21 protein-coding genes and 1 riboswitch are annotated in these 15,844 nt (G+C 70.7%); of the genes, 13 read left to right on the plus strand and 8 right to left on the minus strand.

Features of this window, described 5'->3' with window-relative positions; all coding sequences use genetic code 11:
* The 7 genes from ribH to RV045_RS02215 form a co-directional block, all read left to right on the plus strand.
* On the plus strand, positions 1–390 hold a 390-nt coding region (ribH, locus tag RV045_RS02185), incomplete at its 5' end, for a 6,7-dimethyl-8-ribityllumazine synthase (RefSeq protein ID WP_423234125.1).
* Between the two features lie 85 nt (positions 391–475).
* A complete protein-coding gene (gene nusB, locus RV045_RS02190; RefSeq protein ID WP_423234126.1) occupies positions 476–985 on the plus strand; it encodes a transcription antitermination factor NusB in 510 nt (169 codons plus the stop codon).
* A 91-nt stretch (positions 986–1,076) separates the two neighbouring features.
* Positions 1,077–1,406: an ArsR/SmtB family transcription factor gene (locus RV045_RS02195; RefSeq protein ID WP_423234127.1), complete on the plus strand. Its 330-nt coding sequence runs from the start codon at positions 1,077–1,079 to the stop codon at positions 1,404–1,406.
* A complete protein-coding gene (locus RV045_RS02200) occupies positions 1,403–1,831 on the plus strand; it encodes a YeeE/YedE family protein (protein ID WP_423234128.1) in 429 nt (142 codons plus the stop codon). The genes RV045_RS02195 and RV045_RS02200 overlap by 4 nt, the downstream gene beginning before the upstream one ends.
* Positions 1,832–1,833: 2 nt before the next feature.
* On the plus strand, positions 1,834–2,301 hold the full coding sequence (locus RV045_RS02205) for a DUF6691 family protein (RefSeq protein WP_423234129.1): 468 nt from the start codon (positions 1,834–1,836) through the stop codon (positions 2,299–2,301).
* On the plus strand, positions 2,285–2,650 hold the full coding sequence (locus RV045_RS02210) for a YidH family protein (RefSeq protein WP_423234130.1): 366 nt from the start codon (positions 2,285–2,287) through the stop codon (positions 2,648–2,650). Before RV045_RS02205 ends, RV045_RS02210 begins: the two co-directional genes overlap by 17 nt.
* A gap of 37 nt (positions 2,651–2,687) precedes the next feature.
* Entirely contained in the window at positions 2,688–3,068 is a 381-nt protein-coding gene (locus RV045_RS02215) for a rhodanese-like domain-containing protein (RefSeq protein ID WP_423234131.1), read from the plus strand.
* Between the two features lie 7 nt (positions 3,069–3,075).
* Here the strand turns inward: RV045_RS02215 and hemL are convergent, their stop codons facing one another.
* A complete protein-coding gene (hemL, locus tag RV045_RS02220; RefSeq protein ID WP_423234132.1) occupies positions 3,076–4,407 on the minus strand; it encodes a glutamate-1-semialdehyde 2,1-aminomutase in 1,332 nt (443 codons plus the stop codon).
* A gap of 27 nt (positions 4,408–4,434) precedes the next feature.
* Positions 4,435–5,469, minus strand: coding sequence for a bifunctional hydroxymethylpyrimidine kinase/phosphomethylpyrimidine kinase (thiD, locus tag RV045_RS02225; protein WP_423234133.1), 1,035 nt, complete (start codon positions 5,467–5,469; stop codon positions 4,435–4,437).
* 128 nt (positions 5,470–5,597) lie between these two features.
* On the opposite strand from thiD, the gene RV045_RS02230 reads away from it, so the two are divergent.
* From RV045_RS02230 to RV045_RS02255, 6 genes are all read left to right on the plus strand, one after another.
* Positions 5,598–5,750: a rubredoxin gene (locus RV045_RS02230; protein WP_423234322.1), complete on the plus strand. Its 153-nt coding sequence runs from the start codon at positions 5,598–5,600 to the stop codon at positions 5,748–5,750.
* A gap of 35 nt (positions 5,751–5,785) precedes the next feature.
* Positions 5,786–6,919, plus strand: coding sequence for a GGDEF domain-containing protein (locus RV045_RS02235; RefSeq protein WP_423234134.1), 1,134 nt, complete (start codon positions 5,786–5,788; stop codon positions 6,917–6,919).
* Between the two features lie 17 nt (positions 6,920–6,936).
* Positions 6,937–7,206: riboswitch (cobalamin riboswitch) on the plus strand.
* A gap of 70 nt (positions 7,207–7,276) precedes the next feature.
* Entirely contained in the window at positions 7,277–9,148 is a 1,872-nt protein-coding gene (locus RV045_RS02240) for a TonB-dependent receptor domain-containing protein (protein WP_423234135.1), read from the plus strand.
* Positions 9,145–10,029, plus strand: coding sequence for an ABC transporter substrate-binding protein (locus tag RV045_RS02245; RefSeq protein ID WP_423234136.1), 885 nt, complete (start codon positions 9,145–9,147; stop codon positions 10,027–10,029). The genes RV045_RS02240 and RV045_RS02245 overlap by 4 nt, the downstream gene beginning before the upstream one ends.
* Before the next feature lie 53 nt (positions 10,030–10,082).
* Positions 10,083–11,069, plus strand: a complete 987-nt coding sequence (locus RV045_RS02250) for a FecCD family ABC transporter permease (RefSeq protein WP_423234137.1) — start codon at positions 10,083–10,085, stop codon at positions 11,067–11,069.
* Positions 11,070–11,073: 4 nt separating this feature from the next.
* Positions 11,074–11,886: an ABC transporter ATP-binding protein gene (locus RV045_RS02255; RefSeq protein WP_423234138.1), complete on the plus strand. Its 813-nt coding sequence runs from the start codon at positions 11,074–11,076 to the stop codon at positions 11,884–11,886.
* A gap of 12 nt (positions 11,887–11,898) precedes the next feature.
* Here RV045_RS02255 and RV045_RS02260 read toward each other — a convergent pair whose 3' ends face one another.
* Genes RV045_RS02260 through RV045_RS02285 form a run of 6 tightly spaced genes read right to left on the minus strand, consistent with a single transcriptional unit; the run spans position 11,899 to position 15,684 of the window.
* Positions 11,899–12,333 carry a VOC family protein gene (locus tag RV045_RS02260; RefSeq protein ID WP_423234139.1) on the minus strand — a complete coding sequence of 145 codons (435 nt, stop codon included), beginning with the start codon at positions 12,331–12,333 and terminating at the stop codon, positions 11,899–11,901.
* Between the two features lie 48 nt (positions 12,334–12,381).
* Complete coding sequence (kdsB, locus tag RV045_RS02265) at positions 12,382–13,155, minus strand: 3-deoxy-manno-octulosonate cytidylyltransferase (protein WP_423234140.1); 774 nt, start codon at positions 13,153–13,155, stop codon at positions 12,382–12,384.
* Position 13,156: 1 nt separating this feature from the next.
* The gene (locus tag RV045_RS02270; RefSeq protein ID WP_423234141.1) at positions 13,157–13,384 is read right to left on the minus strand and encodes a Trm112 family protein; all 228 of its coding nucleotides are present in this window, start codon (positions 13,382–13,384) and stop codon (positions 13,157–13,159) included.
* A 46-nt stretch (positions 13,385–13,430) separates the two neighbouring features.
* On the minus strand, positions 13,431–14,573 hold the full coding sequence (gene lpxK / locus RV045_RS02275) for a tetraacyldisaccharide 4'-kinase (protein ID WP_423234142.1): 1,143 nt from the start codon (positions 14,571–14,573) through the stop codon (positions 13,431–13,433).
* Positions 14,574–14,578: 5 nt separating this feature from the next.
* Positions 14,579–14,998, minus strand: coding sequence for an ExbD/TolR family protein (locus RV045_RS02280; RefSeq protein WP_423234143.1), 420 nt, complete (start codon positions 14,996–14,998; stop codon positions 14,579–14,581).
* Between the two features lie 20 nt (positions 14,999–15,018).
* On the minus strand, positions 15,019–15,684 hold the full coding sequence (locus RV045_RS02285) for a MotA/TolQ/ExbB proton channel family protein (RefSeq protein ID WP_423234144.1): 666 nt from the start codon (positions 15,682–15,684) through the stop codon (positions 15,019–15,021).
* Between the last annotated feature and the right edge of the window lie 160 nt (positions 15,685–15,844).

A 15,844-nucleotide genomic window follows, 5' to 3' on the forward strand; every position in this document is an offset into this window, starting at 1 on the left:
TTCAACGACGACATCACCCAGGGCATGGAAGACGCCTGCCGCGAAGAGCTGCTGGCGCTGGGCCTGCTGGAGATCAACATCGAAACGCACAGCGTGCCCGGCGCGCTGGAGATTCCCGTCACGCTGCAGGCCATGGCGATGACCGAAGAGTTCGATGCTTTGATCGCCATCGGCTGCGTCATCCGCGGCGAGACCTACCACTTCGAGCTGGTCTGCAACGAAAGCGCCAGCGGCGTCACCCGCGTGGCGCTGGACCGCGACATCCCCATCGCCAACGCCATTCTCACCGTCGAAAACGAGGCCCAGGCCTGGGACCGCGTCGAAGCCAAGGCGCGCGACGCTGCCCGTGTCGCGGTCGAGATGATCCACCTGCTCAACCGCCTGGCCTGACCGGGCTGGACGGGCGCTTTTGCCGCTCTTTGCCTGCTTTTTTTCTGCTCTTTCTTCTGCTCTTTGATTTTGGACCTGCCTCCCGATGACCGCTGAATCCGCTGCCCCCACCCCCTCCGCCCCAACGCGACGCCCGCAGCGCATCAACCGCCGCAGCGCCCGCGAGCTGGCGGTCCAGGGCCTCTACGAATGGCTGCTGACCGGCCAGAGCGCCGCCGCCATCCAGCAGCACGTCATGGGCTGGACCGAGGAGGCGCCCGCCGCCAAGGTCGATACCGTGCACCTGGACGCCCTGATCTCGGGCTGCATCGCCGAAGCGGCGGTGCTGGACGAGCACATCGCGCGCCACATCGACCGCGGCGTGAAAGAGCTCTCGCCCGTCGAGCACGCCATCCTGCTGATCGGCGCTTACGAGATGGCGCACTGCATCGACATTCCCGTCAAAGTCGTCATCAACGAAGCGGTTGAACTCGCCAAGGCCTTTGGCGGCACCGACGGCCACAAATACGTCAACGGCGTACTCGACAAGATCGCTGGCACACTGCGCGCCGTCGAAGTGGCGCACCTGCGCGGCGCCCGTCCTGCCCGCGACTGACGGCGGTTCAGAAACAGTTCGTCACAAAACAATCTATTGACTGATAGATTGTTTTATCCTAAATTGACGGCTCCACACCCCGGAGCCTGTCATGGACACCGCCCTCGCCCCCCCCAGCCTTGAGCAGATGCGCCAGTCGGCCGACCGCGCCTGCCGGCTCATGAAAGCCCTCTCCAACCCCGACCGGCTGCTGCTGCTGTGCCAGCTGGCCCAGGGCGAAGCCTGCGTCAGCGATCTGGAGCAGCGCGTCGGCGTCAGCCAGCCCACGCTGTCTCAGCAGCTCGCCGTGCTGCGCGAAGAAGGCCTGGTCAGCACCCGGCGCGAGGGCAAAAACATCCACTACAGCCTGAGCAGCGCCGCCGTGCAGGACGTGATGGCGGTGCTCTACGCGCACTTCTGCAGTGGCGGGGCCGCATCATGACGCTGGACGGCGCGCACTTCACCCCGCTGGCCGCGCTGGCCGGGGGCGCCCTGCTGGGGCTGGCCGCCGTGATCCTGCTGCTGGGCCTGGGGCGCATCATGGGCATCAGCGGCATCGCGGGAGCTCTGCTGCGACGCGGCCAGCGCGAGCCCTGGCGCATCGCCTTTGTGCTGGGCCTGGTGGCCGCCCCTGCCGTGGCTGCGCTGACGGGCCTGGAGCTGACAGCGCGCATCGACGCGGGCTGGAGCGCGGTGGTCCTGGCCGGTCTGCTGGTCGGCGTGGGCACGCGCTACGGTTCGGGCTGCACCAGCGGGCACGGGGTCTGCGGCCTGTCGCGCCAGTCGCCGCGCTCCATCGCCGCGACAGCCGCTTTCATGGCGGCGGGCTTTGTCACCGTTTATCTGCTGCGCCACGCGGGAGTCTGATCATGTCTGACACGGCCGTCGCCCGACGCGCGGGCATCGAGGTCGCCGCACCCGCCGCACTGGCTTTCGCCGTCGGCCTGCTGGCCGGTCTGGGCCTGATCCTGTCGGGCATGACAGATCCTGGCAAAGTGATCGGGTTTCTGGATCTGGCCGGTCTGTGGGATCCTTCGCTGGCGCTGGTCATGGGCGGCGCCATCGCCGTCGCACTGCCGGGCTTTGCCTGGGCCCGCCGCCGGGGCCGCACCTGGCTGGGTCAGCCTTTGACACTGCCTGCGGCCGGGCGCATCGACCGGCGCCTGGTGCTGGGCAGCCTGACATTTGGTGCGGGCTGGGGCCTGGCCGGGTTCTGCCCGGGGCCGGCGCTGGTTTCGGTGGCCGCCGGGCAGCCCAAGGCCGCCGTCTTTGTTCTGGCCATGCTGGCGGGCATGGCGGTGTACGAGTGTCTGGAGTCGCATGTCTTTTCTCGATGATCCCCGCGTTCTCTTTGCCGCCGAGCGCACGCTGATGGCCTGGAACCGCACGGCGCTGGCGCTGATCGGTTTTGGCTTCGGCATCGAGCGCTTCGGCCTTTTTCTGGGCATGCTGGGTGCGCACGGCTCGGCCAGCGCGCAGCAGGGCGTGTCGCTGTGGATGGGCGTGGCCTTTGTGCTGCTGGGCATCGTGGCGCTGATGGTCGCGGCGCGCCAGTACCTGTGCGCGCTGCGCACGCTGGGCGATAAGGAAATCCCGCCCGGTTACTGGCCGCGCTCGGCGCTGCTGCTCAACGGCGCCGTCGCGCTGATGGGCCTGGCGTTGCTGGTCTTCATGCTGCGGCTGTGAGCCGCCGCACCCCGCTTTTCAACCCGAAGGACACGCCATGAAAACCGCCCTTGATCTGGTCGCCCAGGCCAAAACCCGCATCCGCGAGATCAGCGTCAGCGAGGCGCCAGACGCGCTGCGCGCCGCCGACGTGATCCTGGATGTCCGCGAAGCCGACGAATACGCCGCAGGTCACCTGCCCGGCGCGATCCTCGTGCCGCGCGGCGTGCTGGAGTTCCGCCTGAGCGCCACGCCCGAACTGTCGCGCCGCGATCTGGCCATCATGCTGTACTGCAAGACCAGCGGCCGTGCTGCGCTGGCCGCCTGCGCCCTGCAGGACATGGGCTACCTGAACGTCAGCTCCATCGCGGGCGGTTTTGACGCCTGGGCGGCTGCGGGGCAGGATGTGGTGAAGCCGCAGTGCGCAGGTTTGGGGTGATGCGGGCTCAGCCCCCCAGCACCTCAGCCACCGCCGCCACGGTGGCGTCGATGTCGGCGTCGCTGTGCGCGGCGCTGACAAAACCGGCTTCGTAGAAGGCGGGCGCAAAGTAAACGCCGCGATCCAGCGCGCCGTGGAAGAGGCGGTTGAAGGCCTGGGTGTCGGTGCGCATGACGCTGGCGTAGTCCTGGGGCAGTTGGTCCAGCAGGAAGAAGCCAAACATGCCGCCTTCGCTGTCGGCGCTGAAAGGCACTCCGGCCGCCTGGGCCACGCCGCGCAGGCCATCGACCAGACGCTGTGTGCGGGCCGACAGGGCCTCGTAAAAGCCCGGCGCGCTGATCTGTGCCAGCGTGGCCAGCCCGCAGGCCGTAGCCACCGGGTTGCCGGACAGCGTCCCGGCCTGGTAGACCGGACCCAGCGGCGCCAGGTGGCGCATGATCTCGCGCGGCGCGGCCAGCGCGGCCAGCGGCATGCCGCCGCCGATGACCTTGCCCAGCACGGTGATGTCGGCGGCGAAGCCGGGGATGTCGCGGGCGTAGAGGCTTTGCGCGCCGCCCAGGGCAACGCGGAAACCCGTCATCACTTCGTCGATCACCAGCAGCGCGCCATGCTGCGTGCTCAGGGCGCGCGCCTGCGCCATGAACTCGCGGCTGGCGCGCACGAAGTTCATGTTGCCCGCGATGGGCTCCATCATGACCGCTGCGATGGCGTCGCCGTGGCGGGCGAACACGTCGGCCAGCGCCTGGCAGTCGTTGTAGGGCAGCACCAGCGTGTGCTGCACCACCTCGGGCGGCACCCCGGCGCTGGTGGGCGCGGGGGCGCTGGCGCCCTGCCCGCTGGCCAGCGCCCCGGCGACCAGGCCCGATCCGGCCTTGACCAGCAGCGCGTCGGCGTGGCCGTGGTAGCAGCCCTCGAACTTGACGATGTAAGAGCGCCCCGTCGCGCCGCGCGCCAGGCGGATCGCCGTCATGGCCGCTTCGGTGCCCGAGTTCACCAGGCGCACCTGCTCCATGCCGGGCAGCAGCGCGACCAGCGCTTCGGCCAGTTCGACCTCGCGCTCGGTCGGGGCGCCGAAGGACAGCGCCTCGCGCGCCGCCGATTCAACGGCCGCCAGCACCGCCGGGTGGCCGTGGCCCAGGATCATCGGGCCCCAGGAGCCGATGTAGTCGATGTAGCACTGGCCATCGGCGTCCCACAGGTAAGCGCCTTGTGCGCGGGCCATGAAGCGCGGCGTGCCGCCCACGGCGCGGAAGGCGCGCACGGGCGAATTCACGCCGCCGGGGATCACGGCCTGGGCGCGTTCAAAAAGGGCACGGCTGCGCGGGGATGAATCGTTCATGTCAGTCATTCGGCAAAGGAAATGGGATCAGTGCAGCCGCTTGGCTTTCTGGCGGCGCAGGGCCAGGTCGGCGTCGCTGACGTCGCCCTCGCTGGGCTCGCCCTCGGCTTCCAGCGGCATTTCGCCGGGCTCGCCCTCGTCGTCGGGCGGAACGGCCCAGAAAAAGCGGTCGGGAATCGCTGAGCCCATGCCCAGGCGGTAGCCGGTTTCCAGGCTCTGGTCGAGGAACTGCAGGGATTCGCTGACCGCTTCGTTGGGGTCGGTGCCCGACGCCAGCAGCGTGGCCACGGCCGCACCCAGCGTGTCGCCGGTGCCGATGAAATTCATGTCGATGCGCTCGAACTGCTCGCGCACGCCGTGCTCGACCTGCCCGTCCGCATTGACCGACAGCAGCACGTTGTCGATGAAGCTGCCGCCCCCGGCCGCGTGCGCACCCGACGCCAGGCCCGTCACCAGCAGGCGGCTGGCGCCCATGCGGTGCGCCTGCAGCGCCAGTTCGGACGGCGTGGGCAGCTGGCCACTGGCGGGCGCGGCCTGGCCGGGTTCGGCCAGAAACTGCGTCAGCACCTCGTGCGAGCCCGACAGCAGCGCGGCGCGCGGGATCAGGTGCTCGCGCACGGCGCTGATGTAGCCGTTGGTGGTGTCTTCTTCCCAGCCCAGCACTTCGGGCAGGTAGACGACCAGCGGGATGTCGGGGTATTCGGCGATCAGCTCGGAGACGCCGCGTACGACCTCGGGCGAGCCCAGGAAACCGGCCTTGAAGCCGCTGATGTCCATGTCGCGCAGCAGCATGCGCGCCTGCGCCACGACCATCTCCGGGTCCAGCACCAGGTGGCCCAGCACCTCGGTGGTGTCACGCACCCAGATGCAGCTGACCACCGGGCAGGCATGGCCGCCCATGGCGCTGATGGTGGCCACATCGGCCGCCAGGCCGCCTGCGCCGCTGGGGTCCTGGCCGTTGAAGGTGATGACGCACACCGGCGCCGGCAGTCCGGATTCGCCCTCGTCGCCTTCGGCGTCGGTTTCGGGGGGAAGGCCCAGGGGGTCATTGCTTGGCGTCATATGCTTTCCTGAGGCCGGATCAGTGCAAAGACCCGGCGAGCTACAATTCACGATTCCGCCATTGTAGTGAACTCGCCGGACCCGTCCGGCCCAAGAAGGAAGACGAGATGCCTCAAGCCCAAACCTGGATGTGCCTGATCTGCGGCTGGATTTATGACGAAGCCACCGGCGATCCGGAACACGGCATAGCCCCGGGCACCGCCTGGGCCGACGTGGACGCCAACTGGACCTGCCCGGAATGCGCCGCCCGCAAGGACGATTTCGAAATGGTTCCGCTTTGAGCGGAGCCTGACGGACCGCGCACCGGGCGCCGAGCGTGACCGCGCCTCCCCGCCGACTGAGCGAACAGCTCGCTGACCTGGCTGCCCTGCGCGATTTCGACGCGCTGGATCTGGGGCTGGTGGGCATTGTCCAGCGGCAGTGGCCGGTGCAGCGCCTGGCCCTGATCGAGCGCTCGGGCCAGCGCTGGCTGCTGCGCTTTCTGCTCGATGAAGGCAGTGTCGAGGCCGGCCCGGAACCGCTCTGGGTCGATCACGACCGCCTGCCCCCGCTGGCCGCCCTGCCCCTGCACGAGCAGGCGCTGAGCGACGGCCTGCGCATCACACGCGCCTGGGCTCTGCCCGAGGACCGGGAAGGCCCGGAAAGCCCCAGCGGCCAGTTCATCCTGCTGCCGCTGTCCAATGCCGGGCGCGATGGCGCGGTGCTGGAGGTGATCACCCACCAGCCCCTGGACGAGGCCCAGCTGGCCACGCTGCACGATGTGTTCCGTCTGGGCAACCACCTGCGCAGCCTGCTGGTCTGGGGCCAGCAGGACACGCTGACCGGGCTGCTGATCCGCAAAAGCTTCGACGAATCCTTCTACAAGGTCGCCGTGGCGCCGCGGCCGCAGGGCCGCTGTGCGCTGGGCTACATCGCCCGTCTGCCGGTGCCCAGCCAGACCAGCGCCTGCGAGCTCTTCACCCACCAGTACGCCGACCTGCGCCGCCAGGAGGCCCAGACGCTGGACGAGGCCTGGGGCTACTGGCTGGCGGTGGTGGACATCGACCACTTCAAGCGCGTCAACGACACCTGGGGCCACGTCATCGGCGACGAGGTGCTGCTGCACATGGCGCGGCTGATGCGCCAGTCGCTGCGCCACATGGATCTGCTCTACCGCTTCGGCGGCGAGGAGTTCGTCCTGCTGCTGCGCTGCGCCGACGAGGCGGGCGCCACGCAGGCGCTGGAGCGGCTGCGCGAGCAGGTCGGCCAGTTCGCTTTTCCGCGTGCAGGCCACATCACCGTCAGCATCGGTTACACGCGCATCCGCACCAGCGATTCGCCCACCAGCGCCTTCGAGCGCGCCGACCAGGCCGTCTACACCGCCAAGCACGAGGGACGCAACCGCATCTGCGCCGCCGACACGCACAGCCGCCAGGACGATGCAGTCAGTGGCGGCGTCGATCTGTTCTGACGCGACGGGGGCTTTCCCTATAATGCGCCCGTTGGTGCCGTCCTGGCTTTACGGTCAGGACAGTTCAACGGGAATCAGGAGGATGCGCGCGGGGGTCACTCGACCCCGCCCGCACTGACCTGAGCTGCCCCCGCAACGGTAAGCAGACGGCCCGCCACCCCCGGCAGGCCAGTGCGTGACACGCAGCCACTGGACGACACGGCCCCGGTTTTCAGGGGCTGCACGGTCTGGGAAGGCGTCGCGCACCGTGCTGTCAGCCCGGATACCGGCCAACAGGGTGGCCTGGCGCTTCGTGCCGGGCTGTAAGGCGCCCGGCTGCGGGGAACCGGCCGGGCGCGCTGCTTGACTGTCCATTCCATGACCCTACGCTCTCCCCTGCGCGCCCGCCGTCTGCTGGCCGCGCTGGCGCCCCTGGCGTCCGTTTCACCCCTGCTCATCCCTCTGGCTGCCCACGCGCAGACCGCCCCGCAACCCGCGCTGGATGCGGTGGTCGTCACGGCCAGCCGCACGCCTCAGGCCGTCTCATCGGTCCTGGCCGACCTGTCTGTCGTGGACCGTGACGAGATCGTGCGCAGCGGGGCCACCAATGTCGCCGATGTGCTGGCGCGGCTGCCCGGCTTCGAGGCCTCGCGCAACGGCGGGCCCGGATCCACCACCAGCGTCTTCCTGCGCGGCGGCGAAACGCGCCACACCGCCGTTTACATCGACGGCGTGCGCGTGGATTCGCAGTCAACGGGCGGCGCCACCTGGGAGCAGATTCCCGTGGACCAGATCGAGCGCATCGAGGTGGTGCGCGGCCCGGTTGCAGCGGTTTACGGCTCGGACGCCGTCGCGGGCGTGGTGCAGCTCTTCACCCGGCGCGGACGCGGCCCTGCACAGCCCAGCGCCAGCGTGACGCTGGGCGCTTACGGCACCGCACAGGTGCAGGCGGGCGTGAGCGGCTCCAGCGGTGCGCTGGATTATTCCCTCTCGGCCAGCCACGGCCGCAGCGACGGCTTTGATGCCAAAACAGCCGACGCCACCGGCCACAACCCCGACCGCGATGGCTGGACGCGCAGCAGCCTCCAGGGCCGTCTGGGCTATCAGATCAACGATCAGCACCGCGTGGACGCCACACTGCTGGCCAGCCGCCTGGTGTCGGGCTACGACAGCGGCACCTCCAGCGCCGACGACGAAAACCGCCACAGCCTGATCAGCGGCAGCCTGGCCTGGCAGGGCCGCTGGAACGCCGATGCCACCACCCGCCTGCGTCTGGGTGAAACGCGCAGCCGCTACGAGACTCGGCCGGACTTCTATGGCACGCGCACTACGCTGCGCAACATCACCCTGCAGCACGAGCAGCGTCTGGGCGACCAGCGCGTGAACCTGATCCTGGAGCGGCGCGAAGACCGCCTTGACAACCCGGCGACCGACTACGCCGCTGCGCTGCGCGGCCATCGCCACCAGGACGGCATCGCGCTGGGCTGGCGCGGCGATTTCGGCGCGCACGCCCTGCAGGCGCAGCTGCGTCACGATCAGGACAGCGAGTTCGGCGGACAGAACACCGGCAGCCTGGCCTGGGGCTGGGCTTTCCAGCCAAACTGGCGGGTGACGGCATCGGCGGCGACATCCTTCCGGGCACCCACGCTTTACCAGCGCTTCAGCCAGTACGGCAACGCGGCGCTGGTGCCCGAAACCGGCCGCAATCTGGAGGCCGGACTGCGCTGGAGCGACGCGGGCTCCGGGGCCAGCCTGACCGCCTGGCGCAACGCGGTCTCCAACCTGATCAGCTTTGGCGACCCGGGCCCCTGCGCAGACGACTATGGCTGCTATGTCAACGCCGGCCGTGCCGTGCTGCGCGGTGTGAACCTGGCCGGAAACACCCGGATCGGCCCGGTGGCCCTGCGGGGCTCGATCGACTGGCACGACCCGCGCAACACCGTCACGGACACCGTCCTGCCACGCCGGGCGCGCAGGCTGGCCACCCTGGGCGCTGACACCCAGCTCGCGGGCTGGCAGCTGGGCGCCGAGGTCCAGGCCGCCGGCCTGCGCTACGACGACGCAGCCAACACACGGCGCCTGGGTGGCTATGCGCTGGTCAACCTCACGGCGCGCCGGGCGCTGACGCCGCAGCTGGAACTGCTGCTGCGTGTGGACAACCTGGCGGACAAAAACTACGCTGTGGCCCGCACCTACGCGACTGCCAGGCGCAGCGTCCAGGCCAGCCTGCGCTGGGCCCCCAAAACATGAGCCTGCGCCTGACCCGCCGCTGTCTGGCCGCTTGTCTGCTGGGCCTGACCGCGCTCGCCGCCGCCGCCCAGCCCGTCAGCGTGCGCGACGACCGGGGCACGGAGCACACCCTGGCCGCGCCGCCGCAGCGCATCGTGACGATGCTGCCCTCGCTGACCGAAAGCGCCTGGGCGCTGGGCGTGGGCCAGCGCCTGGTGGGTGTGGACCGCTACTCCAGCTGGCCCGAAGACATCGCCCGCCTGCCCCATCTGGGTGGGCTGGACGACGCGCAGATCGAGGCCATCGCCGCGCTGCGCCCCGACGTGATCCTGGCCTCGACCGCCTCGCGGGCCATGGAGCGTCTGGAGGCGCTGGGCTTCACCGTGGTCTATCTCAAGGCCGAAACCCACGCCGACGTGCGCCGCACGCTGGAGGTGATCGCCCGCCTGCTGGGCACGCCGCAGGCGGCGGGGCGCGTCTGGGCCGATATTTCGCGCCAGATCGACGCCGCTGCCGCCCGCGTGCCCGCCCGAATGCGCGGCCAGACGGTCTATTTCGAGGTGGGCGGCGGGCCGTACGCGGCAGGCACCTCGTCTTTCATCGGCGAAACGCTGGCCCGGCTGGGGCTGGTCAACATCATCCCGGCGACGCTTGGGCCTTTTCCCAAGCTCAACCCCGAGTTCGTGGTGCGCGCCCACCCCGACCTGATCATGGGCGTGCGCAGCGAACAGGCCGCGCTGCTTCAGCGCCCGGGCTGGAGCGCCCTCGCCGCCGTGCGCCACCAGCGTCTGTGCGGCTTTGACGCGGCGCAGTACGACACGCTGGTGCGGCCCGGCCCGCGCATGGGCACGGCCGCCTCTTGGGTCGCCGACTGCCTGGTTCGCCTGTCCGCCACGCCATGAAGCCAGCGCCTGTCGCCTCACGCCTCGACCCGGCCGCCAGGCCACGGCGGCGCATGGCGCTGCTGATTACGCTGGCGCTGCTGCTGGCACTGGGCGCGGGCCTGGCCACAGGCCCGGCGGGCCTGTCGCCCGGCCGGTTGTGGGCCGATCTGACCGGGCCGGACGCCGCGCTGCTGCTGGGCCAGATTCGTGCGCCGCGCACCCTGGGGGCGGGGCTGGTGGGCGCGCTGCTGGGGCTGTCGGGCGCGCTGGCGCAGGGGCTGTTCCGCAACCCGCTGGCCGACCCGTATCTGCTGGGCAGCGCGTCGGGCGCGGGCCTGGGCGTGGTGCTGGTGATGGCGGCCAGCACGCTGGGCGGCGTCAGCATCAGCCTGGCGACCGCCGCCTGGATCGAGCGCGTGGGCCTGGTCGCCGCCGCCTTTGCCGGAGCGCTGTCGGGCGTGCTGCTGACCCTGAGCCTGGCGCGCGGCGCGGCGCACACGCTGCGCCTGCTGCTGGCGGGCGTGGTGGTGGGCGTGCTGCTGGGCGCCGTCAGCGATCTGATCACCGTGGTGTCGCCCGACGCGCTGCGGGGCAAGCAGGCCTTCATGCTGGGCAGCACCAGCTTTCTGGGCTGGCCTGCGCTCGCGCTGCTGGCGGCGGGGTTGGTGGTGCTCGCCGCTGTGGCCACGCGCTATGCGCGCGCGCTGGATGCGCTGACCCTGGGCGAAGACAGCGCACAGAGTCTGGGACTGGATCTGGCCCGCGTGCGCCTGGGGCTGGTGATGCTGCTGAGCCTGGGCACCGCGCTGGCGGTGTCGCAGGCGGGGCTGGTCGCCTTTGTCGGCCTGGTCGCGCCCCACCTCGTGCGGCGCAATGCGCCCGGGCCCCACGCCTGGCTGCTGCTGGCCAGCGCCGGGGTGGGCGCGACGCTGCTGATGGGCGCGGATGTGATCTCCCGCGCGCTGATCGCCCCGCAGGAACTGCCCGTCGGCGTGGTCACCGCCGTGCTGGGCGGGGCTTATCTGGTCTGGCTGCTGCGCCAGCGTGCGGCGGGGTAATGCTGTGACAGGCCGGCTCAACCCCCACCTCTTCGCCCGCGATCTGCGCGTGCGTCTTGGAGGGCCCAAAGCGGGGCGTGATGTGCTGCACGGCATCACCCTGGACACCAGCCCGGGCTGGACGGCGCTGGTCGGGCCCAACGGCGCGGGCAAATCCACCCTGCTGCGCGCGCTGGCCGGGCTGCAGCCGCTCTCAGACGGCCGGGTGCGGCTGCAGCCGCACGGGCTGGATGTGCACAGCGCCCCGCCCGCCGTTCGGGCCCGCCATCTGGCCTGGCTGGCGCAGCAGGGTGACATCAGCGGCGAACTGACGGCGCAGGAGACCGTGGCGCTGGGCCGCATCGCACGTCTGGGCCTGCTGGCCACGCCGTGCGCCCGGGATCTGGCGGTCACCGAAAACGCCATGCGGCTGACAGGCTGCATCGCCTGGCGCCACCGCCGTCTGCACGAGCTGTCGGGCGGCGAGCGCCAGCGCGTGCTGCTGGCCCGCGTGCTGGCCACGCAGGCGCCGCTGCTGCTGCTGGACGAGCCCACCACCCACCTGGACGCGCCGCACCAGGTCGCGCTGGCCCGGCTGTTCCGCCTGCTGGCACACGACAGCGATACGCCCTGCGCGATACTGACCGTGCTGCACGATCTGCCCATTGCGCTGCAGGCCGACCGCCTGCTGGTCATGGAGGGGGGCCGACTGCGCGCCGATGGCCCGCCCGGTGACGCGGCCGTGCAGCAGGCGCTGGTCGAAGTCTTTCAGGGCGCGATCCGCCTGGAGCGTGGCCCGGACGGCCGCCCGCGCGTCACGCTGGCGCTGGATGGCTGAGCCGCTTCAGGCTCAGGCAGGCTGGGCGCAGTTGACCATCCAGTGCATGCCAAAGCGGTCGGTCAGGCTGCCGTAGTAGGCGCCCCAGAACATGTCCTGCAGCGGCATCTGCACGCTGCCGCCGTCCGAGAGTGCGGCAAACAGGCGCTCGGCCTCGGCGCGCGTGTCGGGCTCGAGGTTGAGGTGGACGTTGTTGCCCGGCGTCACGGCAAAGCCCATGCTTTCGGGCGCGTCGGTGCCCATCAGCACGTGGCCGCCGGTGATGGCCAGCTCGATGTGCAGGACCAGATCGCGGTCGGCGTCGGCGATGGGGTGATCCGGCGACGGCGGCATGTCGCCAAAGCGCGCGACGGGCCCGATGAAATCGCCGCCGAAAACGCTGCGGTAGAACTCGAACGCCGACTGCGTCTGGCGCACGAAATTGAGGTAGGTGCTGGTGCGGGCCATGGGGCCTCCGGGGTGAAAATCAGTGGGGATTCTGGCGACTCAGACGCTTCAGCGGGAAGCCAGCCAGGCGCGCACGCGGGCCAGATCCTCGGGCGTATCGACACCGCCGGGCGGCGCGCTGTCCGTGACGTGGACGCTGATGCGGTGGCCGTGCCACAGCACGCGCAGCTGCTCCAGCGATTCGATCTGCTCGAGGGGCGACGGCGCCAAGCGCGTCATCGCCTGCAAAAACCCGGCGCGGTAGGCGTAGAGCCCGACGTGGCGCAGCACCGCCTGCGGTTCGCCCTGCCCCGGATCGTCGCGCCACCATGGAATCGCCGCCCGCGAAAAATACAGCGCCCGCCCCCGCGCATCCAGCACCACCTTGACGATGTTGGGGTTGTGCAGACCGGCGCGCTCGTGCAGCGGGTGCGCGACGGTGCTCATGCCGCAGTCGGCGTCGTCCAGCAACTGCTGCGCACAGGCCTGCGCCAGCGCGGGCGGCAGCAGGGGCTCGTCGCCCTGGACGTTGATGACGATGTCGTCATCCGCCAGCCCCAGCAGCTGCGCGGCCTGCGCCAGGCGCTCGCTGCCGTTGTTGTGCTGCGCGTCGGTCATCACAGCGGCAACGCCGTGGGCCTGGCAGGCCGCCAGAATATCGGCGTGGTCGGTGGCCACGGTGACCGAGGCCCAGGGCGAGGCGGCGCCGTCACCGGGCACTGCGGCCTGCATCATGCTGCGCGCCACGCGCACCACCATGGGCCATCCGGCCAGATCAAGCAGCGGTTTGCCGGGCAGGCGGCTGGACGCCATCCGCGCCGGGATGATGACGTGGGTGGCCATGTCAGCCCGCAGCGGGGATGGGCTCGCCCTGCTCGTCCAGCGCCAGCGCGTCGGATTCCAGCATGTGCGGAATGCCGTCGATGACGGGGAAAGCCAGATGGTCCGCGCGGCAGACCAGCGCGTCCAGCATCGGGTGCCCTGACGCGGGCGCCGGGCCGTGGTGCGCGCTCAGCGGCCCCTTGCACAGCGGACAGACCAGCAGGGTCAGCAGTTTGGGGTCGAGGCTCATGGGGGTTCCTTGGATCAGACCTTGGGGAAAATAATTCTGAATGATTTTAGACCAGCGCCCAGGCCAGCACCTCGCGCGCCAGCGCGGGCGGCAGCGCCAGCTCCAGCGGCCAGACCCAGGTGGGCGGCAGCTCGCCGCGCGCATGCCCGGGGCGCAGCTTGACAGCGTCTTTTTCGGTGACCCACAGCGGCGTGCCGGGCTGCCAGGCGGGGTGCTGACGCCAGGGCGCATCGTCCCATGCGGCGTGATCGGGCAGCGGCGCCGGGGTGAAGGCGTGGCCCTGTTCGCGCAGCAGGGCGAAAAACTTGTCTGGGTGCGCCAGCCCGGCCAAGGCCAGGGGAAGGACTCCAGGTGGCGCACTAGCGGCAGCGGCAGCCGCAGCCGCCGCGTCATCCCCCAGCGGTTTTGCGGCCAGCCAGTCGGCGAGCGGCACAGGCCGACCCAGCGCGCGCGTGGCCAGAAAACCCGGCTCGGACGTTGACGGCTGCGGCGCGTTGTACAGCAGCCAATGGGGTGCGGGCGCGCCGCTGGCGGCCGCCTGGTCGCGGCGCGCATCGCCCGCCAGCGCCAGCGGCCAGGGCTCGCGCAGCGGGCCGGCGGGCAGCAGGCGGGCGTTGCCCACGCCGCGCTCGTCCAGCACCCACAGCACGGCGCTGCGGCGCAGCGGCAGGTGCTGGGCGCCGTCGTCGCTGACGACGATCTGTGTGCCGGGCTGCGCGGCCAGCAGCGCGGCCAGCACGGCCGGGCGATCTCGCCCGACCCAGACGGGCGCGCCGGTGCGACGGGCGATCAGCACCGGCTCGTCGCCGCAGGTGGCGGGGTCGCTGTCCGGGGTGACGGGCTGGGGGAGCGCGGAGCGGCTACCTCCGTACCCGCGCGAGATCACTCCCACGCGCAGCCCGCTGCCCTGCAGCAGCGCCACCACCGCGATCACCGCCGGGGTCTTGCCCGCGCCGCCGACAATCGGGTTGCCCACCACCAGCACGGGCACAGACCCAGCCACAGGCGCAGACGTTTGGGCGGGGCGGTGTCCGGGGCGATCCAGCCGCGCCAGACGCCAGCGCCAGATCAGGCCGTAGAGTGCCGCCACGGCGCGCAGCAGCCCGGTGGCGAGCGGCCCCAGCGGCCGGTGCTGCGCCAGCGTGGGCCACCAGGCCGACCAGAGGCGCTCGCGCCAGCGCTGCAGCACGGCGCTCAGAGCCCGGCGGGCTTCTGCGCGGCGAAGGTCAGCCGGGGCAGACCGGCCTGGCGCGCGGCCTCCAGCGCGTTCATCACGAGCTGGTGTGGCACGCTGGCGTCGGCAGCCAGAACCACCAGCGCCTGGTTTTTGCCCTGGGCGGCCGCAGCCAGCGCCTGCGCCAGCAGATCGGGGTTGCGGCCATCGACGGCCTGACCGGCGACACGGAACTGGCCGTCGGCCGAGATCATCACCGTGATTTCCTGCGGCTTGTTCTCCAGCTGCTCGGTGTTGGCCGTGGGCAGGCTGACCTGCATCTGGGTGAACTTGCTGTAGGACGTGGTCGTCGCCAGGAAAATCAGGATGACCAGCAGAACGTCAATGAAAGGGATGAGGTTGATTTCGGGCTCATCAGGCGGGCGGCGGCGGAACTGCATGGGGCTCTCCTGGCTGGGACTCAGGCGGCCGGGGCGGCCGGGCGCACGCTCACGGCGGGCTCGGGGCTGTGCAGCATCAACTGCTGGTAAAGGCGCTCGCTGGCGTTTTCCAGCTCGGCGATGAAGCCATTGACGCGGGCGCGGAAGTAGCGGTGCGCGACCAGCGCCGGAATGGCGACCAGCAGGCCCAGCGCCGTGTTGTACAGCGCCACGGCGATGCCGCTGGCCAGTTGCGCCGGGCTGCTGCCCATGGCGCCCTGCGCGGTGAAAATCTCGATCATGCCGATCACCGTGCCCAGCAGGCCCAGCAGCGGCGCGGCCGAGGCCAGCGTACCCAGCGCGCCCAGGTAGCGCTCCATGGCGGCGATGGCGTCGCGGCCCGCGCGCTCGAAGCCCTGGCGCACGCCCTGCTGGCGCGCTTCGTCGTTGATCCAGCTCTGGGCGTGGGCCTGCAGGCCGCCCGCCAGCACCTGGCCCAGCAGCGAGTTGTGGCTCAGCGCCTGCACGGCCGACGGCGCCATGGTCTGGCGGCGGGTGTAGCCCAGCACGTCGTCCAGCAGTTTGGGCGGCGCGATGCGTGGGCGGCGCAGGAAAATCGCGCGCTCGATGACAAAGGCCAGCGTCAGCACCGAGGCCAGTAAAAGCGGCCAGATCGGCCAGCCCGCAGCTTGAATAATGGCAAACACAGTGGGGTTTCCTAGAGTTCAGGCGAAGGGCGATTATCCCGCATCGCCAGACGGCCCCGCCACACGCGCCCTGACGCGCCAGGCCCCGGGATGCCCTGCGCAGGGCAGGACGTGCGATTGTCGGGGACAATAGCGGATTGTCCGCGACAGACTGCCCAGC

Source organism: Amphibiibacter pelophylacis, from assembly GCF_037688875.1.
Classification (GTDB): Bacteria; Pseudomonadota; Gammaproteobacteria; order Burkholderiales; family Burkholderiaceae_C; genus Amphibiibacter; species Amphibiibacter pelophylacis.